The organism is Modestobacter excelsi, from assembly GCF_005930495.1.
Classification (GTDB): Bacteria; Actinomycetota; Actinomycetes; order Mycobacteriales; family Geodermatophilaceae; genus Modestobacter; species Modestobacter excelsi.
Map to the genome: position 1 here is coordinate 19,131 of NZ_SJEX01000018.1, position 19,517 is coordinate 38,647.

A 19,517-nucleotide genomic window follows, 5' to 3' on the forward strand; every position below is an offset into this window, starting at 1 on the left:
GGGCTCAGGACCCCAGACAACACGGCCGCGCCGGGCCGGGCAAACCGGCGGACGTATCTGCAGGTGAGCGCACCGACACTCACGGCGAGCGGCATCGAGGCCCTCCCAGGGGCTCTGCACGGGGCTCGCGGCCGTGCGGCGCTGCGCCCGGCCCGTCGCCTCCCCGCCGGACTCCGGTACCTTCCGCCGGGAACGCGCGGGCTCCCACCCGCTGGCTGTAGAGGAGACGCCGTGAAGACCCGCGACCTCGCTTACATCGCCCTCTTCGCCGCCATCATCGCGGTGCTGGGGACCCTGCCCGCGATCAACGTCGGCCCGGTGCCCATCACGGCGCAGACGCTCGGCGTGATGCTCGCCGGCAGCGTGCTGGGCGCCCGCCGGGGCTTCCTCGCCGTGCTGCTGTTCCTCGTCCTGGTGGCGGTCGGGCTGCCGCTGCTGGCCAGCGGCGCCGGTGGTCTGGCGCCCTTCGCCGGGGCCTCGGCGGGGTACCTGTACAGCTGGCCGGTCGCCGCCGCCGTCATCGGTTGGCTGACCGAGCGCACCTGGGGCCGGTACAACGTCGTCGTCGGCACGCTGGTCAACGTGGTCGGCGGGATCATCGTCATCTACGCGGTCGGCGTCCCGGTGCTCAAGGCCGTCGCCGGGCTGTCCTGGCACACCGCGCTGTGGTCCGGCGCCGCCGTCTTCGTGCCCGGCGACCTCGTCAAGGCGTTCGTCGCCGCGGCCATCGCCGACGTCGTGCGGCGCAGCTACCCGGTGATCGAGCGTCCCCGACGGGCCGTCGGCGCTCGGTGAGGTTCCGCCGCCCCGGTGCCGTCGCGGCAGGCACCGACACCGCCGACCCCGGCCGCGGCCTCGAACTGCGCGGGGTCGGGCACCGGTACGGCGACCGGGTGGTGCTGGAGGGCATCGACGTCACGCTGACCGAGCCGCGCGTGGGGGTCATCGGCGCCAACGGATCGGGCAAGAGCACCTTCGCCCGGCTGCTCAACGGGCTGGTGGTGCCCGACCAGGGACAGGTGCTCGTCGACGGGCTGGACACGCGCACCCAGGTGCGCGCCGTGCGCCGTCGCGTCGGGTTCGTGTTCCAGGACCCCGACGCGCAGATCGTCCACCCCACGGTGGCCGAGGACGTCGGTTACGGGTTGGAGAACCAGGGGGTGCCGGCCGATGAGCGCGCCGCCCGTGTCGCCGAGGTGCTCGCGCGCCACGGACTGGCCGGGCACGCCGACCATCCCGCGCACCTGCTCTCCGGCGGGCAGAAGCAGCTGCTGGCCATCGCCGGCGTGCTGGTGATGCGCCCGGCCCGGATCGTCTTCGACGAGCCGACGACGCTGCTGGACCTGGTCAACGCCCGCCGGGTCGGCGACCTGATCGCGGGGCTCGAACAGCAGGTGGTCGTGGTGACCCACCAGCTGGACCTGCTGCACGACTTCGACCGGGTGCTGGTGGTCGACGGCGGCAGGGTCGTCGAGGACGCCGGCCCGGGCCCCGCCGTGGCTGCCTACCGCACCCTCATGGCCGACCGGTGACCCTCGCGCTCTACGTCCCGCGGGCGAGTGCCGTCCACCGGCTGCCGGCGGGGCTCAAGCTGCTGTGTCTGGCCGTCCTGGCCGTCGCCCTCTTCGCCCTGCCGACGATCACGGCGGCCGGCGCGGCGCTGGCCGGCGTGCTGGCCGTGGGGCTGCTCGTCGCGCGGTTGCCCGTCGCCGTCCTCGCCCGGCAGGCACGCGCGGTGCGGTGGTGGCTGCTGGCGCTGCTCGTCGTCCACGCGCTGACCACGGACCTGCTGACCGGCGCGCACGTCGCGCTCCGGCTGCTGACCCTGGTGCTGGCCGCGGCGGTGGTCACCGCGACGACCCGGGTGAGCGAGATGGTCGCGGTGGTCGAGACGGTGTGCGCACCGCTGCGGCTCGTCGGCGTGCGGCCGGCGCGGGTGGGCCTGGCGATCACCCTGGCGCTGCGGTTCATCCCCGTGCTGACCGAGCGCGCCGACCGGATCCGGGCCGCGCAGGCGGCACGCGGCGGCTCGCCGCGGGGCGTGCGGGCACTGCGCACGACGATCGCCCCGCTGCTGGTGCAGGTGCTGCAGATGGCGCACGACGTCAGCGAGGCGCTCGACGCCCGCGGCGCCGACGTCGAGCCACCGCGAGCGGCGTGGCGGCGGTCGTGACCGGTCGGGTGCGGGAGATCTGGACGGCACCGGCGGCCGCGGCGCCGATGGTGCGGTCGTCGTCGGTCCAGGCGCTGGCCGGGGTCGGGCTGGTGGGTGACCGGTACGCGCTGGGCGGGGGGACGTGGGCCGGCTACCCGCTGCAGGAGAAGCAGCTGACGCTGATCGACGCCGACGAGGTGGCGGCCGTGGCGCGGGAGGTGGGTGTCCCGCTGACCCCCGGCGCGACCCGGCGGAACCTGGTCACCGACGGCGTCGCGCTGCCCTCGCTGGTCGGCCGGTACTTCGCGGTCGGTGAGGTGCTGGCGTTCGGCACCAAGCGCTGCCCACCGTGCACGCACCTGGAGCGGCTGACCGGCTGGAAGCTGGTCAAGGCCCTGGCCGCCCGCGGTGGGGTCAACGCCGCGGTGCTCGTCGGCGGGACGGTGGCCGAGGGCGACGTCGTCCGGCTGGTGTCCGACGAGGAGGCCGCCGGCCGCGGGGCGCCCGTCGGCGCCGACCGCCCGGTCCCCCGCATCGTCGCCCTCCCCGACTGACCCTCCCCCGGGCTCCCGGTACCGAGGCCCGGGGTCAGAGAGTGGGCTCGTCCAGGTACTTGTTCAGGAAGACCTTCTCCTCCGGGGTGAGCCGGCGGGGGCGGTTCAGTGCGAAGTCGACCGGCACCAGCAGGGTGCTGCCGGTGACGGCGAGCCGGCCGTGGTCGAACAGCTCGTAGTGGCAGGTGAAGGCCGCGGCGCGGATGGCGGAGACCCAGATCTGCACCTGCAGCGGCTCGGCGTCGTAGACCACCGAGCGCTTGTAGGCGATCTCATGGGAGGCGACGACGATGCCGCGGCGCAGGCCGGTCTTCTCGTCGTGCGTGGGCTGGTCGAAGAACAGGTCGACCCGCGCCATCTCGAAGTAGCCGAGGAAGGCCACGTTGTTGATGTGCTGGTAGGCGTCCATGTCCGACCAGCGCATCGGGACGTCGACGGTGTGCCTCACGGCGGCCACCCTGCCCTACGTGCTGCTCGAGGCCTGCACGCGGCCCTACTCTCGCCGGCATGAGCGGAGGGTGGGAGCCGGCCGCGCCCGGGGTGCTGACCCTGCCGTCGGGGCGCCGGGTGCGGGGTCGCGGACGGGGTGCTCCGCTGCTGGAGGGCCCGGTGCCCGACCTCGGGGTCTACCTGCTGGGCCGGCGACCGGAGCCGGTGCCGTGGGAGGAGCGCTGGGTGCGCTGGCCGGACTTCCGGCTGCCGGGCGACCCGGCGGAGCTGCGCTCGGCCCTGCTGGAGGCGTGGGAGCGCTCGGCGGACGAGCGGGTCGAGCTGGCCTGCCACGGCGGCACCGGCCGCACCGGGACGGCGCTGGCCTGCCTGGCGGTGCTGGACGGGGTGCCGCCCGCCGAGGCGGTGACCTTCGTCCGGGCGCACTACCGCCCGCGCGCGGTGGAGACCCCGGGACAGCGCCGCTTCGTCGCCGGCTTCGCGCCCCGCTGAGACGCCGACGGCCGGCCGGCGCAACTGCGCCGACCTGCCGTGGTGACGAGCTGGAACGGCCCCCTCGCAGGACCCCGGCACGAGCTCGCGAGTGTTGGGGGGCGAGGGGGTCCTCCTAATCCCGGCTCAGCTTGCGGTAGGTCGCGCGGTGCGGGCGGGTGGCGTCGATGCCCAGCCGCTCGACCTTGTTCTTCTCGTAGTCGGCGAAGTTGCCCTCGAACCAGAACCACTTCGACTCGCCCTCGTAGGCGAGGATGTGCGTCGCGACCCTGTCGAGGAACCACCGGTCGTGGCTGACGACCACGGCACAGCCGGGGAACTCCAGCAGCGCGCTCTCCAGGCTGGTGAGCGTCTCGACGTCCAGGTCGTTGGTCGGCTCGTCGAGCAGCAGCAGGTTGCCGCCCTGCTTCAGGGTCAGCGCCAGGTTCAGCCGGTTGCGCTCACCGCCGGAGAGGACGCCGGCCTTCTTCTGCTGGTCCGGGCCCTTGAACCCGAACGCCGAGACGTAGGCACGCGACGGCATCTCGACGTTGCCGACCTTGATGTGGTCCAGCCCGTCGGAGACGACCTCCCACAGGCTCTTGGCCGGGTCGATGCCGCTGCGGCTCTGCTCGACGTAGCTGATCTTGACCGTCTCGCCGACCTTGACCTCGCCGTCGTCGGGCTTGTCCTGGTCGACCAGCATCTTGAACAGCGTCGTCTTCCCGGCGCCGTTGGGGCCGACCACGCCGACGATCCCGTTGCGGGGAAGGGTGAAGGACAGGTCGTCGATCAGCAGGCGGTCGCCGAAGCCCTTGGACAGGTGCTTGGTCTCTATGACGATGCTGCCCAGCCGCGGGCCCGGCGGGATCTGGATCTCCTCGAAGTCCAGCTTGCGGAACTTGTCGGCCTCCGCGGCCATCTCCTCGTAGCGGGCCAGCCGCGCCTTGCTCTTGGCCTGGCGGGCCTTGGCGCCCGACCGCACCCACTCCAGCTCCTCACGCAGCCGCTTGGCGCGCTTGGCGTCCTTGGCGCCCTCGACCTTGAGCCGGGTCGACTTGGTCTCCAGGTAGGTGGAGTAGTTGCCCTCGTAGGGGTACGCCCGGCCGCGGTCCAGCTCGAGGATCCACTCGGCCACGTTGTCCAGGAAGTACCGGTCGTGGGTGACGGCGATGACGGTGCCGGCGTACTTCTCCAGGTGCTGCTCCAGCCACGCGACGCTCTCCGCGTCGAGGTGGTTGGTGGGCTCGTCGAGCAGCAGCAGGTCCGGCGCCTCGAGCAGCAGCTTGCACAGCGCCACGCGGCGCCGCTCACCACCGGAGAGCACCCGGACGTCGGCGTCACCGGGCGGGCAGCGCAACGCGTCCATGGCCTGCTCGATGCGGGCGTCGAGCTCCCAGCCGTCGGCGTTCTCGATGACCTCCATCAGCTCGCCCTGCTCGGTCAGCAGCGAGTCGAAGTCGGCGTCGGGCTCCCCCATCGCCGCGCTGACCTCCTCGAAGCGGGTCAACGCCGCGCGGAGGTCGGCGACGGCCTCCTCGACGTTGCCGCGCACGTCGAGGTCCTCGTTGAGCGGCGGCTCCTGCTGCAGCATGCCGACGGAGGCGTCGGGGGCCAGCACGGTGTCGCCGTTGGAGGCGGTCTCCAGACCGGCCATGATCTTGAGGACCGTCGACTTGCCGGCGCCGTTCGGGCCGACCACGCCGATCTTGGCGCCCGGCAGGAACGCCAGGGTGACGTCGTCGAGGATCACCTTGTCGCCGTGCGCCTTGCGCGCACGGACCATCGAGTAGATGTACTGGGCCACTGGGGGTTCGAGCCTTCCGTCAGGTCGCGAGCGGGGGCGGGGCAGGGCGGCCGTAGCGCGGCTCCGGCCCCACCCCCTGCGTTCTCGACTCCGATCCTCCCAGTCGGGGAGTCTCACGCCAGCGTCGGCACCGCCTCGCGGTCGCCGCTGACGTCGGAGTCCGTCTCGTGCAACGTCCCTTCCCCCTCGATGTAGTCCGTCGATCGCCCCGAGTACGGGTCCTCGGACGGGGAGGTGTCCTCCGGTGAGAGGCCGGGCCCGGACTCAGCACGCGCCGGCCGCTTGAACTCCGACCAGCCGCGGGCCAGGTTCAGCCCCACGGCCGTGGCCTTGATCCGGTTGGCCTGCCGCCTGCCTGCGTCGCTGTCCCAGGACTCGGTGAGCAGGTTGCCGACGACGACCACCGGGTCGCCCTTGCTGATGCTGCGCACGACGTTCCCGCCCAGCTCGCCCCAGCAGGCGACGTCGATGAAGAGGGCGGCGCCGTCGACGAAGCCCTTGGTCTCGTCGTCCCAGCGGCGGGACGTCGACGCGATGCGGAAGTTGGTGACCGAGCCGTTGGTGGTCCGGTTGTGACGCGGGACGTCGACGACGTTGCCGACGACGTGCAGGGAGGTCTCGTTCACGGTGCTCCTCGGTGCGGTGGGGCCGCGGCGACCTGCCGGGCTGCGACCACCGTCCAGCGCGCACCCCCTCCCGGGACAGACAGCCGGCGCAGCTGTGGACGGCCACCCCGGGTGTGGAGGACGACGCCCGGCCAGCGGCCGGAGACGCTAGGGCACCCGGCCGCGGACCGTCGACGCCCGGGCGGTGAGCGCGATCGAGCCGTCGTCCCGGGTCGGCAGCCCCCGGCGGAGCGCCTCCCGGATCCGGGTCCGGACGTCCTCGTCCCGCGTCGCCAGGTACGCCGGCGCGGGCCCGGTGCCGCCGAGGAACGGCGTCCAGTAGTCGTCGAAGTCGGCGAACACCGTCGGGACGTCGACCGAGCCGGTGACCACGTCGTCCAGCCCGGCGGCGGAGAACAGCCGGTGGAGCGGCCCGGGTGCGCAGAGCGGGAACCGGGTGCCCTCGTCGACCTCCGCACCGGCGGGGTCCACCCGCGCGGCGGCGTCCCAGAAGGCCCGCATCAACTGCATGCCCTCGGCGTGGTCCCACACGTACGCGGCCACGACCGCGCTCCGCACGGCGACCCGTCGGCACTCGCCGACGGCGGCGGGCGCGTCGGGCAGGAAGTTCAGCACCAGGCCGGAGACGACCGCGTCCGCCGAGGCGTCGCGCAGCGGCAGGGCGAGCGCGTCGCCGACGACGAAGGTGGCCCGCCGGTCGGGGAGGCGGGCGGCGGCGGATCGCACGAAGGAGGGTGACCGGTCGACCGCGCGCACGGCGGCCGGCTCGGCCAGGTCGAGGACGGTCCCGGTGAGCACGCCGGTGCCGCAGCCGACGTCCACCCACCGCCCGCCGCCGGGGACGGCGAGGCCGGCGACGAACTGCCTCGCGACCGGCCTGCTCCACCGGCCCACGTACGCCTCGTACCGGTCGCCGTCGGCCCATGAACCGGTCTCCGCGGTCGTCCCGCCCATGCCCACCCCTCGACGGAGGTGATGCTGCCCGAGCGGGGTGTGCTGTGGTGCGATGATCGGCACCACGAGCGCCCGTAGCTCAGTGGACAGAGCAGGTGCCTTCTAAGCACTTGGTCGCAGGTTCGATCCCTGCCGGGCGCGCCGACGCAGGCGGCGCCCGGCCTCACCGATCCGGTGCCGCCGGTCCGTCGAACAGCAGGTCGCCCGCGCGGGCGAGCACGTCGGCCCGGGTGCGGTCGCCGTGGCCGGCGGCGAGGAAGTGCTCGCCGATCGCCAGGCAGAACGCGAGCAGGCTGCGCGCCTCGACCTCGTCGGGGTCGGCGCAGAAGGAGCCGATCAGCTCGCGGAGCAGGCCCATCCGCCGGTCGTCGACCCGCCGCAACCGCTCGGCGACCGCCGGGTCGCGCCGGGCCCAGGCGCGGACGGCGAGGTCGATCGGGAGCAGCCGCTCGCTGGAGAAGGTCAGCGCACCGGCACGGCGGATCCTGGTCGGCGCGTCCCCGCCCGCCCGCTCGACGCGCTCGAGCACCTCGTCGGTGCTCTCCCGTTCCCAGGTGTCGAGCATCGCCTCGAACAGCGCGTCCCGGTCGGCGAAGGCCCCGTAGAACCCGCCCTTGGTGACGCCGAGGGCCTTGGCCAGCACCTCCACCCGGACGGCGTCCGGACCGCCGGCCGCCAGCGCCTGCAACCCCTGCTCGACCCACTGCTCGCGGGACGTCCGGATCGGGGGCACGCGCGATCACCTCATCTGTATACGGCACCGTATAAACCGGCTAACTTGAATGTGTACGGCACCGTACATGGATCAGGAGGCCGGACCATGGAACCCATCTCCACCGACGTGACCCGCGACGTCCCCGACACCGCGCGCAAGCTCAGCTCGCTGCCCCGCATCGACTACGCCGACCGGTGCACGCTCCGCACGGAGGTGGTCGCGACGCCGGAGCAGTGGGCCAGGGCGATGTTCGGCGACGTCCCCAGCCCGGCCGAGCAGTTGATCTGGCGCGGCGTGCTCGGGTTCCGGCTCAGCCGGGGGCGGTCACCGGCCACGGTCGGCGGCTGGCGGATCGGCGGACGCGGCACCGACTGGATCCGGCTGGAGACCGCGTCCTGGTTCCTCAGCGCGACCATGCTGGTCCAGACCGGCGACGACGCGGTGACGTGGACGACCTGCCTGCGGTTCGACCGCCTGCTGGGCCGCGCGGTCTGGGCCCCGGCGTCCGCCGTCCACCGGCGGCTCGTGCCGGGCGTGCTCCGCGCCGCCGCCGCGCGGCTCGACACCGCACCGCGGCCGGTCACGGTGGCCCGACGGCCAGCCGCGCGTCGGTGACGTCGTCGAACCGCGGGTCCCCGCCGCGGATGAGCACGTGGTGCTGCCGGACGGTCGCCTCGTAGACGCTGTCGCACCGGTCCGACAGAGCGCGGGTCACCCGAGCTCGCGCCGATCGGCCGACCGGTGGCGGACGACCCACACTGCGGCGACCGCCACCAGGCACCCGGTCACGACCGCCGACCAGGCCCAGACCTCCAACAAGCCCTCCAGGCCGGCGAACGGCCCCTGCCACTCCTGCACGGCTCCCCCGATCCACCCGTTGACTGAGCCCTCCCATCGGCGCGCGGGCGGGACCGCCGGAGGGGCCGGGCGCCGTGGTCATCCGGAAGGGGCGGTCCCGCGTGCAGCGACATCGCAGCGCACGCGCAGCTCGTTCATCGCCGGCAGGCCTTCCCTGGGGTCGTGAGCGAGACAGAGCAGGCCCCGGTCCCCCGATGAACCGCCGGCGCACCCGCGCGGTGGCGATCAGCACGCTCGCCGCGCCGGGCACCGACCCGACCGTCGTGTTCGGCGGCCGCGGTGGGTACGGCTGGGACCCCGGGGCGCTCCGCGGCGGGACCTCGACCCCCGGGACGGCGGGCAGCTCGGCGAGCACCGTCGCGGCGGCCACCCAGGTGACCGCGGACCAGCTGGTCGGCGTCGTCGACATCACCACGGTGCTCGGCTACGACAACGGCGAGGCGGCCGGCACCGGCATGGTGCTCACCCCCGACGGCGAGGTGCTGACCAACCACCACGTGGTCGAGGGCACCACCAGCATCACCGTCACGGTGCTCAGCACCGGCGAGACCCACACCGCGACCGTCGTCGGCACCGACCCGACCGCCGACGTCGCCCTCCTGCAGCTCGCCGACGCCTCCGGCCTGGACACCGTGCGGGTCGACGACGGCACCGTGGCGGTCGGCGACGACGTCATGGCCGTCGGCAACGCCGGTGACGCGGCGGGCACGGCGGCCGCCGCGGGCACGGTCACCGCCCTGGACCAGTCGATCACCGCGACCGACGAGAGCGGGCAGGACGCCGAGCAGCTCACCGGGCTCATCGGCATCGCGGCCGACGTGGAGGCCGGTGACTCCGGCGGCCCGCTGGTCGACGACGAGGGCGTAGTTGTCGGCATGGACACCGCGGCGTCGAGCACCGGCGGCCAGGCGTTCGCGATCCCGATCGACACCGCGCTGTCGGTCGCGCAGCAGATCGTCGCCGCCCCGGTCGTGCTGGGCACCGGCCCCGTGGACTGAGCCGGGCAGCGGCATGGCCGGGGCCGGGATGGGTACCGCGCCGCGCATGGCTCCCGACACGGTCGTCTACCACCCCGGCCAGGTCGTCCCGGCGAGCGGCATCTACCGCTGTGACGACGGGTGCGGCTCCACCTACGAGTCCACCGACGTGAGGGGCCACCGCTTCCCGCCGCTGCCGCACGGGTGCAGCGGCACGGGCTGGGTGCTGGAGAAGGCGGCCGCGCACCGCTGAGAGCTCAGCCGGCGGCGCGCTCCCCCGGCGGTACCCAGCCGATGGCCGGGGCGACGTGCCGGGTGACCGTCTCCAGCAGGCGGGCGTTGTACTCCACGCCCAGCATGTTGGGCACGGTCAGCAGCAGGGTGTCGGCGTCCCGGACGGCGGCGTCCTTGGCCAGCTCCTCGGCGAGCTGGTCGGGCTCGCCGACGTAGCTCTTACCGAACCGCGCCCGCACCCCCTCGAGGATGCCGACCTGGTCACCGCCGCCGCGCTCGGAGCCGAAGTACTGCCGGTCCAGGTCGCTGGTGATCGGCATGACGCTGCGGCTCACCGAGACCCGCGGCTCGTGCTCCCAGCCGGTCTCCGCCCAGGCGGCGCGGTAGAGGGCGATCTGCTCGGCCTGCAGCTCGTCGAAGGGCACCCCGGTGTCCTCGCTCAGCAGCGTGGAGCTCATCAGGTTCATCCCCTGCTGCGCCGTCCAGACCGCGGTGCCGCGGGTGCCCGACCCCCACCAGATGCGCTCCCGCAGGCCCGGCGACTGCGGCTGCACGGCGAGCCGGCCGGATGCCCCACCGGTCATCCGCGGATCGGCGTCCACGACGGTCGCGCCGCTGATCGCGGCCAGGAACAGACCGGTCTTCTCCCGGGCCAGCCCGGCGTCGTCGCCGTCCCCCGGGGGGACATAGCCGAACGCCTCGGAACCGCGGAGCGCAGTCTCCGGTGAGCCCCGGCTGATCCCGAGCTGCAGCCGTCCGGCACTGAGCAGGTCGGCGGCCGCCGCCTCCTCGGCCATGTACAGCGGGTTCTCGTAGCGCATGTCGATGACGCCGGTCCCCAGCTCGATCCGGGAGGTGCGCACGGCCATCGCGGTCAGCAGCGGGAAGGGCGAGGCCAGCTGCCGCGCGAAGTGGTGCACGCGCACGTACGCCCCGTCGAGACCGAGCTCCTCGGCCGCGACGGCCAGCTCGACGCTCTGCACCAGCGCGTCCCGCCCGGTCCGCACCTGCGAGCCCGGGATGGGCTGCCAGTGCCCGAAGGACAGGAAACCGATCCGCTTGTCCACCGCACTCACCTCTCGTCGTCCTCGCCGCCTTGAGCGTCGGCGGGACCGGTGGTGTTCCCGCACCGGTCGGCGGGATGGAACCGGGCGGCGCGCGCGTTCGTGCGCTGTGTCGCCCGACACGTCAACCGAGGAGCAGCCCATGCGCGCCACCGTCGACGGGACCGTCATCGCCGAGGCCCCGGAGTCCGAGCTCGTCCGGATCGAGGGCAACTGGTACTTCCCGCCGTCCGCGGTGGTGCCGGGTGCGCTGAGCGAGAGCCCGACGCCGTACACCTGCCCGTGGAAGGGGCCGGCCCAGTACTGGCACGTCGTCACGCCGGACGGCACGACGCAGGACGGCGCCTGGAGCTACCCCGACCTCAAGCCGTCCGCGGTCGAGCGGGTGGGCACCGACTTCGCCGGCTACGTCGCCTTCTCCCCCGGTGTGACGGTCAGCGAGGACTGAGACCGGCACCCGGACGCGGGCTGTACGGGAGCCGAGGGACAGGCGTACGGTCGGTGCTGGTCGAAGCTCCGGCCGAACGCACGCCTGCGGAGGCGTCCGCGTCCCGGAGCTCCCGGGTCGCCGACCCTGCGCCGCACCGTGGGGAGACCACCGTGCTCGCACTGTCCGACACCCGACGCCCGCTCGACGAGCCGGCGCTCCTGACCGTCTCCGTCCAGTGGTCCCGCGCCACCGTGGTCCTCTCCGGTGAACTCGACCGCGACTGCGCCCACCACCTCCTCGACGGCCTCGCCGCACTGGTCGACATCGACCAGCCGTGCTGGGTGGTCGACGCTGCCGCCGTCACCTGGTGCGATGCCGGTGGCCTCCGGGCGCTGGCCGCTGCGCACGCGCTGGCCGTCGCACACGGCCGCCGGCTCCGGCTGGTGCACGCCAGCCGGTGCGTCGAGCGACTGGTCCGGCTCAGCGGACTGGACGTGCGGATGGCCGACACACGGGTGTGAGGGCCCGACACGCCGGACCCGCGGTACGCGTGGTGCGGGTCTGGCGTGTCGCACCGACTTCCGAATACGGTCGGTTCCCGAGCTGAGCGCGACGCTCCCTGCACGTCCGTCTGCGCGGACAGCACCCGCCGCGAGACACGCCGCCCCCTGCCACTGGGAGAACCGTGGTCACCCCTTCCTCCTCGACCGGCACCCAGCCGGTCAACCCGTCGTCCATCGCCGTCTCGGTCGACCTGCCCCACGCCCGGGTGCGGGTGGCCGGCGAGCTGGACCGGGACTCCGCCCACCACCTGCTCGAGGCGGTGGAGATCCTCGCCACCCGCCCGAGCCGGCAGTGGTCGCTGGATGCGGCCGACGTCACCTTCTGCGACGCCAGCGGTCTCCGTGCACTGACCAGTGCGCACGCGATCGCCGCCTCGCACGGCCGGAGCCTGCGGCTGGTGCGCCGCAGCCGCCCGGTCGCCCGGCTGGTGTCGCTCCTCGGCGAGGACGAGGTCTTCCCGCCTGCTCCGACGTCGGACCGCTCCCGCTCGGCGCGCGCACTGTGTGGCGCGACGCGCACTGCGTGACCGGAGGGACCGTTCGTCACACCGGGTGACGGCACGAACACTCGACTTCGGCTCGGGTTCCCGGGTTGACGTCACCGGATGAGCCACCCTGTCCCCGTGACCATCCCCGCCCCCGAGTCGTCCGGCGCCTCCGTGCCCACCGGCGCTGCCGGGCAGCGGCTGCGTGCAGCCGACGTGCTGCTCGCCGACCGCGGTCAGCTGTTCCGCGCCCTGTTCCTCGCCGCGCCCATCGCCAAGGCGGTGGTGTCCCCCGACGGGCACCTCCTCGTGGCGAACCGGGCCATGTGCGAGCTCACCGGCCGCACCTCCGGCGCGCTGGTCGGCCGGCACCTGGACCTGCTGACCCACCCGGACGACGTGCCCGTCGGTGACCGCGCGACCGAGCACGTGCCCGGCACCCCGCTGCTCGACCCGCAGCTCGAGGTCGTCGGTGAGCGCCGGCTGCGGCGGGCCGACGGCGAGAGCATCTGGGTGCACCAGTCCCAGGAGCTGGTCCACCGCAGCAACGGCGAGCCGCAGTTCGTGGTGGTCACGATGGTCGACGTCACCGACCGCCGGCGCGTCGAGGAGGACCTGGTCCGCCGCGCCTACACCGACGCCCTGACCGGGCTGCCCAACCGCCGCGCGCTGACCGAGCGGCTGCAGCGCGCCCTCGCCGTCTCCCGCCGCCGCGGCACCTCGGTCGGCCTGCTCCACCTGGACCTGGACCGCTTCACCGCGGTCAACGACTCCCTCGGCCACGAGGGCGGTGACCAGCTGCTGTGCCAGGTCGCCGACCGGCTGCGCTGGAGCACCCGGGTCGAGGACACCGCGGTCCGCTTCGGCGCCGACGAGTTCCTCGTGCTGGCCGAGGAGGTCGAGGACGTCGAGGCGCTGCGCACGCTCGCCGACCGCCTGCTCAGCGTCCTGGACGAGCCGTTCCAGGTGCTCGACCGGGAGATCGTCCTGTCGGCCAGCGTCGGCATGACGCTCGGCTCGGACATCGCCCCGGAGGCGCTGCTCCGCCAGGCGCACAGCGCCCTCGCCCGGGCCAAGGCCAGCGGTGGTCGCGGCCGCGTCGAGGTGCACGACGGCGCGGTCGGTGAGGGCTACGTCGACCAGCTCCAGCTGGAGACCGACCTGCGGCACGCGCTCGAGGCCGGTGAGCTGCGGCTGTTCTACCAACCGATCGTGGCGCTGTCCGACGAGCACCTGCTCGGCTACGAGGCCCTCATCCGCTGGCAGCACCCCACCCGGGGGCTGCTGCCGCCCGGTGCGTTCCTGTCCGCGGCCGAGGACAACCGGCTCACCTCCCGGCTGGGCGCCTGGGTGCTGCACCAGGCCTGCTGGGACGCCGCCGGCTGGGACGCCGACCTCCGCGTGCACGTCAACATCTCCGCCCGGCACCTGGCCGAGCCCGGCTTCAGCGAGCTCGTCGCCGACGCCCTGGCCGAGTCCGGGCTGGCCCCGGAGCGGCTGGAGCTGGAGATCACCGAGTCGACGGCGCTGTTCGCCGCCGACGCGACGCTGCACGCCGTGGACACGGTCACCGAGACCGGCGTGACGCTCGCCCTGGACGACTTCGGCACCGGCTACTCGGCGATCACCGCGCTGCACCGGCTGCCCATCCACACGCTCAAGATCGACCGGTCGTTCGTCGCCGACGTCGTCGCCGAGCCCGCCACCGCCGCCCTGGTCCAGGGCCTGCTCCAGCTGGGGCAGGGCATGGGCCTGCAGGTCATCGCGGAGGGCATCGAGGACGGCGAGCAGGCCCGGTGGCTGCGCGAGCACGGCTGCTCGATGGCCCAGGGCTACGCCTTCGGCCGCCCGGCTCCCCTGCCGGCGCGGGAGCTGGAGGAGCTGCCCGACCTCGCGGACGCCGACCTGTCGGCCGGGGCCGGCGTGGACGCCGGCGCGCAGCTGGTCCCGCCGACCGAGCTGCACGACCCGACCGAGGACGAGTGGGGCCCCGAGGCGGACACCGGCCCGAGCCTCCGCTCGGCCGCCGTCCCCCAGCTGGACGCCTTCGTCCTGCCGGCCACCGGCGTGCTCGCCGCGCCGCCGGCGGGGACCGACGAGCTGCCCGCAGCCGAGGCCGAGGTCACGGACGTGCCCGTCGAGCCGGCGGTGGACGGGGCAGCGGACGTCGTTCCGGAGCCCGGTTTCGACCCCGGGGTCTTCCGGCCCTCCCGGGCCTTCCTCGAGCTGCGCGAGCTGCTGGCAGCCAACGGGGCCGCGGACATCGCCGGCGTCCCGGAGCCGCGGGAACCCGTCGCGTTCGGCGACCTGCGGTCGCTGACCGACGACCCGACCGACTTCTCCGGGCTGCGGCCCTGGCTGGAGTCCTTCCAGCAGCGGCTCGGCCCGCGCACCGGCGACGTGCCGCAGGTCGGCGACCGGGCCTGAGGACCCCGTCCTCCCCACCCCTGACAAGCTCGGGACGGGGCCGGACGGGGTCCCTCCCGTCAGGAGGTGTGGACGGTGATCGTCGAGGTGCCGATGACCAGGCCGCCGGCGAGCGCGTCGGTCGAGAAGGTCGAGTTCAGCAGCGCGGCGGCCTCGTCCGAGAGCTTGACGGTGGTGCCGTCGAGCACGGCGGAGCCGTCAGCGTCCGTCGTCGGCGCGGACAGCGTGCTGCCGTCGAGGTCGAACAGCGGCGCGTTGCTGGCGGCCGGCTGGCCGTTGACGGTCACGTCGCCGAAGAGCCGGGCCGGCTTGCCCGGGTCGATGACGAAGTTGCTCAGCTCGACGGTGGTGCCGGCGGCAGCCAGGGTCAGGCCGCTGCCGTTGTGGAAGACGACGCCCTGGACCCACGGGCGGTATCCGGTCTCGCGGTCGTAGAGGGTCACGGTGCCGCCGGTGATCGGAAGTCGACGACGCCGGTCGTCCCGTCGAGGGTGGCCGTGCCGGTGACGCCCGGGGTCAGGCCCAGCGTGCCGAGCGCGCTGACGAAGCCCGGGTCGAGGGTGACGGAGGTGTCCCCGCCCGGGATGGCGCGGACGACCGCGGCGGGCTTGGGCACGGAGACCGAGCTGCTCGACGAGTCGGCGGCCTGGGCGGTGTCGACGTCGGTGCTGCCGCAGGCGGACAGCCCGATGACGGCGCTGAGTGCGGCGGCGGCGACGAAGGCCTGGCGAGTGGCGCTCTTGCGGGACATGAGTGACTCCAAGTCGTGAGCGAGTGAGGCAACGACGGGAGTTCGAGGTCGGCACGTGGACCGGATGGGTCCTCAGGTCACGAATCAGTCACGGGCCAGAAAGTAACGGGCAACTGTTCGGGTGCCACGCCCCTCGCCGAGGCGCCGACGACCGACGCGCGGGGACTGGAGCACCTCGGCGGGTGGCCGACCGCTCATCCCACCGTCATCCGCCCGACACGGGGGAGGACGAGGATCGGCGGTCATGCGCATCGATGTCGCCTGCTCCCTCACCGTCTCCTCCCCCGTGCCGGCGACCGCGCTGCTGCAGGTCGCCGTCGCCGCCCCGGCCGGCGAGCAGCTGACCGTCCTGACCGACGGACGACCGGTGCCCGTCGAGGAGGTCGCCGTCCCCGGCGCGCGGGTGCACCGGCTGCAGCTCGGCGCCGGCGGGTCGACCATCGCCTACACCGCGCACGTCGACCCCGGCGGCGGCCCCCGCCGGGTGACCCCGGCGGAGTGGGCGGAGTTCCTGCGGCCCAGCCGGTACTGCCCCTCCGACCAGCTCGAGGGCTACGCCGGCACCGAGTTCGACCGGACGACCCCGCGGGCCCGGTTGGTCACCGACGTCGCGGCCTGGGTGGGCCGTCGGCTGGTCTACACCTCGGGCTCCAGCCGGCCGGTGGACACCGCCGTCGACACCCTGCTGCTCGGCCAGGGGGTCTGCCGGGACTACGCACACCTGACCATCACCCTGCTCCGGGCCTTGGAGGTGCCGGCCCGGCTGGTCGCCGTCTACGCCCCCGGGTTGTCCCCGATGGACTTCCACGCGGTCGTCGAGGCCGACGTGGACGGCGTGTGGAGGACCGTCGACGCCACCCGGCTGGCGCCGACGTCGTCCCTGGTCCGGATCTGCTCCGGCCGGGACGCCGCCGACACCGCGTTCCTCTCCCTCTTCGGCGGCCGGGCCACGCTGGATGCGATGACCGTCACCGCCACGGTCGACGGCGAGCTCCCCGCACCGGACGACGAGCCGTTCCCGTTGCCCTGAGCCCGGGTGGGGTCCTGCGTCAGCTCCCGGTCGGGGTGACGCCGAACAGGAGCACGCGCCGCTCGACGTCGTAGTGCACCGTGCTCGTGTTGGTGAGCAGGTCCTGGAGGTTGTCGGCGTCGTCCGGGTCCAGCGTCAGCACCTCCTCCCACGCCCCCTGGTCGAGGACGAGCTGCAGGGTGTAGGTCCCCGGCTGGCCCGCTTCCCCGGCTGTCCAGCTGAACTGGTAATGGGTCAGCTGGCGCACCTTGATGCTGTTGTCGGTGACGGGCTGCGGTACCTCCGGCATGGTTGCTCCTCGAGTCCGTGGTCACCATGACGTGACCTGCGCCACATCCTGCCCCTGGTCGGCACCGTCGGGACCGACCCGGCGCACGGGCGTCAGCCGGGCAGCCTGAGCTCGGTCACCCGACGCTCCAAGAAGGACCGCTCCGCGTCGTTGCCGCCGCGCTCGAGAGCCGCGGCGTAGGCCTGCGCCGCCTCGGCCCGCCGGTCCAGCCGGCGCAGCAGGTCGGCGCGGACGGCGTGGACCAGGTGCCCGGGCAGGTCGAGCTGGTCGACGAGCGCCAGCCCGGCCGCCGGCCCCTCCACCTCCGCGACCGCCACGGCCCGGTGCAGCGCGACGACCGGGGTCGGCGCCAGCGCGAGCAGCAGGTCGTAGAGCTGCACGATCTGCCGCCAGTCCGTGTCGGCCGCCGTCGGTGCGTCGCTGTGCACCGCGCTGACCGCCGCCTGCACCTGGTACGGCCCGGGCTCCCCACGGCGCAGGCACTCCCGGACCAGCGCCTGGCCCTCGGCGACCAGCGCGGAGTCCCAGCGCCGGCGATCCTGGTCGGCCAGCAGCACCAGCTCGCCGCCCTCGGTCGCGCGGGCCGGCCGGCGGGACTCGGTGAGCAGCATCAGCGCCAGCAGGCCGGTCACCTCCGGCTCGTCCGGGAGCAGCTCGTGCAGCAGCCGGCCGAGCCGGATGCCCTCGGCACAGAGGTCGGGGCGGGCCAGCTCGTCCCCGGCGCTGGCGGTGTGGCCCTCGGTGAAGACGAGGTAGACCACCGCCAGCACCGGGCCGAGCCGCGCCGGCAGGTCCTGCTCGCCGGGCACCCGGTACGGGATGCGGGCGTCGCGGATCTTCGCCTTCGCCCGCACCAGCCGCTGCGCCATGGTCGGCTCGGGCACCAGGAAGGCCCGGGCGATCGCGCCGGTGCTCAGCCCGCCGACGAGCCGCAGCGTCAGGGCCACCTGGGCCGCCGGTGCCAGCGCCGGGTGGCAGCAGGTGAACACCAGCCGCAGCCGGTCGTCGGACACCGCGCCCACGTCCAGCGGCTCGTCGCGGGCGTGCAGCAGCGCGGCCTGGGCGTGCCGGTCGTCGCGGGAGGCCTCCCGCCGCAGTCGGTCGATGGCCCGGTTGCGGGCCGTGGTGATGATCCAGCCGGCCGGGCTGGGCGGGACGCCGTCCTCCGGCCAGCGCTGCACCGCCGTGGTGAACGCGTCGGCGACCGCCTCCTCGGCGACGTCGACGTCCCCGAAGACCCGCACCAGGACGGCGACCGCGCGCGCGTACTGCTCGCGGAACACCTGCTCGACCGGCTGCTCGACCGGCACGCCCGAGCTCACTCCCCGCCCTGGAAGGGGCGCACCTCGATCGGCAGCCGCGTCGCCCGGGCCAGCCGGGTGCCCCAGTCGAGCGCCGCGTCCAGGTCCGGCGCCTCGATGATGGAGAAGCCGCCCAGGTGCTCCTTGCCCTCGGCATAGGGCCCGTCGGTGGTGAGCACCTCGCCGTCGGCCACCCGGACGACGGTCGCCGTCTTCGGGGAGTGCAGGCCACCGGCGAACACCCACACGCCGGCCTCGTGCATCTGCCGGTCCACCTCGCCGACGTCGGCCATGATCTGGTCCAGGTCCGGCGGCAGCGTGCCGTCCCCGCTGGGCTCGACGACGCTGAGCAGGTACTGGGTCATGGGGTGCTCCTCCCGGTCGGAGCCGGCCCGTCGCCGGCTCTCACCCTCTGTACGAACGGCACCCGCCCGGATCGACAGCGCCGGTCAGCCGGGCGGCGTGGGTTGCGGCGCGTGCGGCGGCCGCAGGTCGTCGGGGACCAGCTCGACCAGCTCGTCGGGCAGCAGCGGCAGGTCCAGCAGGGAGAGCTTGACCCGGCTCCGCTCGGCGGCCCGCGAGTCGGTGATCCGGACCAGCAGCCCCGCGTCCGGGCGGGTCGTCACCTCCACCACGTCACCGACCGCGCACTCGCCGGACCAGACGCCGTCGATCTCCATGGCCGGCCGCCCACCGGTGATCTCCAGGGACAACGGCTCGGACGGCCCGACCACGACCGTGCGGCTGATCCCGCTCATCGGCGCCGACGGGGTGACCAGCACACCCGCCGCGCCCGGGCTCATCACCGGCCCGCCGGCGGCGTAGTTGTAGGCCGTCGAGCCCATCGGGCTGGAGGCGATGAGGCTGTCGCAGCGGTACCGGCCGTACCGCCGTCCGGACACCGACAGCACGCCCTCCACCTGCCCCTGGCCCGGCACCCGGGCGAGGACGACGTCGTTGAAGGCGACCGCCTCCCAGCCCGGCCCCCGGACGACGAGGCAGCTGCGCGGCTCGATCGTCGAGCGCCCCTCGGCCATCGCGGTCAGCGCCCCGTCCAGCTCACGCGCCTCCACCTCGGTGAGGAAGCCCAGCCGGCCGAAGTTCACGCCCAGCACCGGCACCGGCCTGGCCGCCACCAGCCGCATCGCCCCGAGCAGGGTGCCGTCACCGCCGAGCGCGATCAGCCCGTCGACGGTGGTGGCGAGCTCCTCGACGTCGACCGGGGTCACGCCCTGCAGCCCGAGCCGCTCCACGTCGGCGGCGCCGGCGACCAGCTCGACGCCGTGGGTCGACGTCCACGCCGCCACCTGGCCGACGGCTCCGCCGCAGTTGCGGACGGGGTGCAGGACCAGCCCGATCCGGCTCCCGTCGTGCAC

Annotated in this window: 27 protein-coding genes and 1 tRNA gene; 14 read left to right on the forward strand and 14 right to left on the reverse strand. The window is 74.2% G+C overall.

Annotation, left to right across the window (positions count from 1 at the left end):
• Positions 1-231: 231 nt before the first annotated feature.
• From FHL80_RS08675 to FHL80_RS08690, 4 genes are read left to right on the forward strand one after another with little or no spacing between them, the layout of a single operon-like run.
• Entirely contained in the window at positions 232-795 is a 564-nt protein-coding gene (locus tag FHL80_RS08675; RefSeq protein WP_138733031.1) for a biotin transporter BioY, read from the forward strand.
• A complete protein-coding gene (locus FHL80_RS08680) occupies positions 792-1,532 on the forward strand; it encodes an energy-coupling factor ABC transporter ATP-binding protein (protein WP_138733032.1) in 741 nt (246 codons plus the stop codon). Before FHL80_RS08675 ends, FHL80_RS08680 begins: the two co-directional genes overlap by 4 nt.
• The gene (locus FHL80_RS08685) at positions 1,529-2,173 is read left to right on the forward strand and encodes an energy-coupling factor transporter transmembrane component T family protein (protein ID WP_138733033.1); all 645 of its coding nucleotides are present in this window, start codon (positions 1,529-1,531) and stop codon (positions 2,171-2,173) included. The genes FHL80_RS08680 and FHL80_RS08685 overlap by 4 nt, the downstream gene beginning before the upstream one ends.
• Positions 2,158-2,709 (forward strand): MOSC domain-containing protein, encoded by a 552-nt coding sequence (locus FHL80_RS08690; RefSeq protein WP_246078560.1) that lies wholly within the window; start codon positions 2,158-2,160, stop codon positions 2,707-2,709. Before FHL80_RS08685 ends, FHL80_RS08690 begins: the two co-directional genes overlap by 16 nt.
• A 34-nt stretch (positions 2,710-2,743) precedes the next feature.
• Here FHL80_RS08690 and FHL80_RS08695 read toward each other — a convergent pair whose 3' ends face one another.
• Positions 2,744-3,157, reverse strand: coding sequence for an acyl-CoA thioesterase (locus FHL80_RS08695; protein ID WP_138733034.1), 414 nt, complete (start codon positions 3,155-3,157; stop codon positions 2,744-2,746).
• A 59-nt stretch (positions 3,158-3,216) separates the two neighbouring features.
• Between FHL80_RS08695 and FHL80_RS08700 the strand changes: the two genes are divergently transcribed.
• Positions 3,217-3,651, forward strand: a complete 435-nt coding sequence (locus FHL80_RS08700) for a protein-tyrosine phosphatase family protein (protein ID WP_138733035.1) — start codon at positions 3,217-3,219, stop codon at positions 3,649-3,651.
• A 115-nt stretch (positions 3,652-3,766) separates the two neighbouring features.
• Here the strand turns inward: FHL80_RS08700 and ettA are convergent, their stop codons facing one another.
• The 3 genes from ettA to FHL80_RS08715 all read right to left on the reverse strand — a co-directional run bounded on the left by ettA (position 3,767) and on the right by FHL80_RS08715 (position 7,017).
• Positions 3,767-5,437: an energy-dependent translational throttle protein EttA gene (gene ettA / locus FHL80_RS08705; protein WP_138733036.1), complete on the reverse strand. Its 1,671-nt coding sequence runs from the start codon at positions 5,435-5,437 to the stop codon at positions 3,767-3,769.
• A gap of 113 nt (positions 5,438-5,550) precedes the next feature.
• The gene (locus FHL80_RS08710) at positions 5,551-6,063 is read right to left on the reverse strand and encodes a single-stranded DNA-binding protein (protein WP_138733037.1); all 513 of its coding nucleotides are present in this window, start codon (positions 6,061-6,063) and stop codon (positions 5,551-5,553) included.
• A 147-nt stretch (positions 6,064-6,210) separates the two neighbouring features.
• A complete protein-coding gene (locus tag FHL80_RS08715) occupies positions 6,211-7,017 on the reverse strand; it encodes a class I SAM-dependent methyltransferase (protein WP_138733038.1) in 807 nt (268 codons plus the stop codon).
• A gap of 68 nt (positions 7,018-7,085) precedes the next feature.
• Between FHL80_RS08715 and FHL80_RS08720 the strand changes: the two genes are divergently transcribed.
• Positions 7,086-7,158, forward strand: a tRNA-Arg gene (locus tag FHL80_RS08720).
• Between the two features lie 22 nt (positions 7,159-7,180).
• Here FHL80_RS08720 and FHL80_RS08725 read toward each other — a convergent pair.
• A complete protein-coding gene (locus FHL80_RS08725; protein WP_138733039.1) occupies positions 7,181-7,750 on the reverse strand; it encodes a TetR/AcrR family transcriptional regulator in 570 nt (189 codons plus the stop codon).
• 87 nt (positions 7,751-7,837) lie between these two features.
• Here FHL80_RS08725 and FHL80_RS08730 point away from each other — a divergent pair, with 87 nt between their 5' ends.
• The gene (locus FHL80_RS08730) at positions 7,838-8,347 is read left to right on the forward strand and encodes a DUF2867 domain-containing protein (protein WP_138733040.1); all 510 of its coding nucleotides are present in this window, start codon (positions 7,838-7,840) and stop codon (positions 8,345-8,347) included.
• On the opposite strand, the gene FHL80_RS26695 is transcribed toward FHL80_RS08730, so the two are convergent.
• On the reverse strand, positions 8,313-8,447 hold the full coding sequence (locus FHL80_RS26695) for a hypothetical protein (protein ID WP_281283447.1): 135 nt from the start codon (positions 8,445-8,447) through the stop codon (positions 8,313-8,315). The two genes, FHL80_RS08730 and FHL80_RS26695, sit on opposite strands and share 35 nt — an antisense overlap.
• The gene (locus FHL80_RS25320; RefSeq protein WP_216870537.1) at positions 8,444-8,590 is read right to left on the reverse strand and encodes a hypothetical protein; all 147 of its coding nucleotides are present in this window, start codon (positions 8,588-8,590) and stop codon (positions 8,444-8,446) included. The genes FHL80_RS26695 and FHL80_RS25320 overlap by 4 nt, the downstream gene beginning before the upstream one ends.
• 194 nt (positions 8,591-8,784) lie before the next feature.
• Between FHL80_RS25320 and FHL80_RS08735 the strand changes: the two genes are divergently transcribed.
• Positions 8,785-9,588, forward strand: coding sequence for a S1C family serine protease (locus FHL80_RS08735; RefSeq protein WP_138733041.1), 804 nt, complete (start codon positions 8,785-8,787; stop codon positions 9,586-9,588).
• 46 nt (positions 9,589-9,634) lie between these two features.
• A complete protein-coding gene (locus FHL80_RS08740; protein WP_138733042.1) occupies positions 9,635-9,820 on the forward strand; it encodes a hypothetical protein in 186 nt (61 codons plus the stop codon).
• Positions 9,821-9,824: 4 nt separating this feature from the next.
• Here the strand turns inward: FHL80_RS08740 and FHL80_RS08745 are convergent, their stop codons facing one another.
• On the reverse strand, positions 9,825-10,877 hold the full coding sequence (locus FHL80_RS08745) for an LLM class flavin-dependent oxidoreductase (protein WP_246078561.1): 1,053 nt from the start codon (positions 10,875-10,877) through the stop codon (positions 9,825-9,827).
• A 130-nt stretch (positions 10,878-11,007) separates the two neighbouring features.
• On the opposite strand from FHL80_RS08745, the gene FHL80_RS08750 reads away from it, so the two are divergent.
• The 4 genes from FHL80_RS08750 (at position 11,008) to FHL80_RS08765 (ending at position 14,770) form a co-directional block, all read left to right on the forward strand.
• Positions 11,008-11,313, forward strand: a complete 306-nt coding sequence (locus tag FHL80_RS08750) for a DUF427 domain-containing protein (protein WP_138733043.1) — start codon at positions 11,008-11,010, stop codon at positions 11,311-11,313.
• Between the two features lie 152 nt (positions 11,314-11,465).
• On the forward strand, positions 11,466-11,816 hold the full coding sequence (locus FHL80_RS08755) for an STAS domain-containing protein (protein WP_138733044.1): 351 nt from the start codon (positions 11,466-11,468) through the stop codon (positions 11,814-11,816).
• A 164-nt stretch (positions 11,817-11,980) separates the two neighbouring features.
• Positions 11,981-12,385 carry an STAS domain-containing protein gene (locus tag FHL80_RS08760; protein WP_138733045.1) on the forward strand — a complete coding sequence of 135 codons (405 nt, stop codon included), beginning with the start codon at positions 11,981-11,983 and terminating at the stop codon, positions 12,383-12,385.
• A gap of 96 nt (positions 12,386-12,481) precedes the next feature.
• Positions 12,482-14,770, forward strand: a complete 2,289-nt coding sequence (locus FHL80_RS08765; RefSeq protein WP_138733046.1) for a putative bifunctional diguanylate cyclase/phosphodiesterase — start codon at positions 12,482-12,484, stop codon at positions 14,768-14,770.
• Positions 14,771-14,829: 59 nt separating this feature from the next.
• Here FHL80_RS08765 and FHL80_RS25325 read toward each other — a convergent pair whose 3' ends face one another.
• Positions 14,830-15,213 carry a hypothetical protein gene (locus tag FHL80_RS25325; protein WP_216870538.1) on the reverse strand — a complete coding sequence of 128 codons (384 nt, stop codon included), beginning with the start codon at positions 15,211-15,213 and terminating at the stop codon, positions 14,830-14,832.
• Positions 15,210-15,521: a hypothetical protein gene (locus FHL80_RS25330; protein ID WP_216870539.1), complete on the reverse strand. Its 312-nt coding sequence runs from the start codon at positions 15,519-15,521 to the stop codon at positions 15,210-15,212. Before FHL80_RS25330 ends, FHL80_RS25325 begins: the two co-directional genes overlap by 4 nt.
• A gap of 244 nt (positions 15,522-15,765) precedes the next feature.
• Here FHL80_RS25330 and FHL80_RS08775 point away from each other — a divergent pair, with 244 nt between their 5' ends.
• Positions 15,766-16,551: a transglutaminase-like domain-containing protein gene (locus FHL80_RS08775; protein ID WP_138733047.1), complete on the forward strand. Its 786-nt coding sequence runs from the start codon at positions 15,766-15,768 to the stop codon at positions 16,549-16,551.
• A 19-nt stretch (positions 16,552-16,570) separates the two neighbouring features.
• On the opposite strand, the gene FHL80_RS08780 is transcribed toward FHL80_RS08775, so the two are convergent.
• From FHL80_RS08780 to FHL80_RS08795, 4 genes are all read right to left on the reverse strand, one after another.
• Positions 16,571-16,840 carry a hypothetical protein gene (locus FHL80_RS08780; protein ID WP_138733048.1) on the reverse strand — a complete coding sequence of 90 codons (270 nt, stop codon included), beginning with the start codon at positions 16,838-16,840 and terminating at the stop codon, positions 16,571-16,573.
• Between the two features lie 92 nt (positions 16,841-16,932).
• A complete protein-coding gene (locus tag FHL80_RS08785) occupies positions 16,933-18,150 on the reverse strand; it encodes an RNA polymerase sigma factor (protein WP_138733049.1) in 1,218 nt (405 codons plus the stop codon).
• An 8-nt stretch (positions 18,151-18,158) separates the two neighbouring features.
• Positions 18,159-18,506, reverse strand: coding sequence for a YciI family protein (locus tag FHL80_RS08790; protein WP_138733050.1), 348 nt, complete (start codon positions 18,504-18,506; stop codon positions 18,159-18,161).
• A gap of 84 nt (positions 18,507-18,590) precedes the next feature.
• Entirely contained in the window at positions 18,591-19,517 is a 927-nt protein-coding gene (locus FHL80_RS08795; RefSeq protein WP_138733051.1) for an NAD(+)/NADH kinase, read from the reverse strand.